The 298-nt window shown below is 62.1% G+C and carries 1 pseudogene; it reads right to left on the bottom strand.

Annotated features, from left to right (window positions below):
- Positions 1 to 103 precede the first annotated feature (103 nt).
- Positions 104 to 298, bottom strand: a pseudogene (locus OBACDRAFT_RS08290) (LacI family DNA-binding transcriptional regulator); the annotation flags it as partial.

The following is a 298-nucleotide window of genomic DNA, read 5'->3' as shown; positions in this document are numbered from 1 at the left end:
TCCCCAAAATAAACGCAGGAAAAGTCACCGCGCTTCGCGCAATCAATTTGGTTTGCAGGCAAGATGCCTGCGCTACGGATGGTACCGCGCTGCATCAGATCTTTTACGTCGCGTCGTGCCAGGCGCCTTCCACCAAGATTGTTTGCGGACGCAGGGCGGCGGCGGTGCGCGGGTTTTCCAGCAGTGAAAACAACAAAAACGCCGCCGTGCGGCCCACGCCTTCCCCGTCGATGAGGATGCCGGGATGGGACGCGGGGGCCGTGTAGTTGGCGAGACTCACGAAGGCGGGCGCGGAGGC

This window comes from Geminisphaera colitermitum TAV2 (genome assembly GCF_000171235.2).
Lineage (GTDB): Bacteria > Verrucomicrobiota > Verrucomicrobiia > Opitutales > Opitutaceae > Geminisphaera > Geminisphaera colitermitum.
This window is presented reverse-complemented; position numbering and strand designations above follow the sequence as displayed.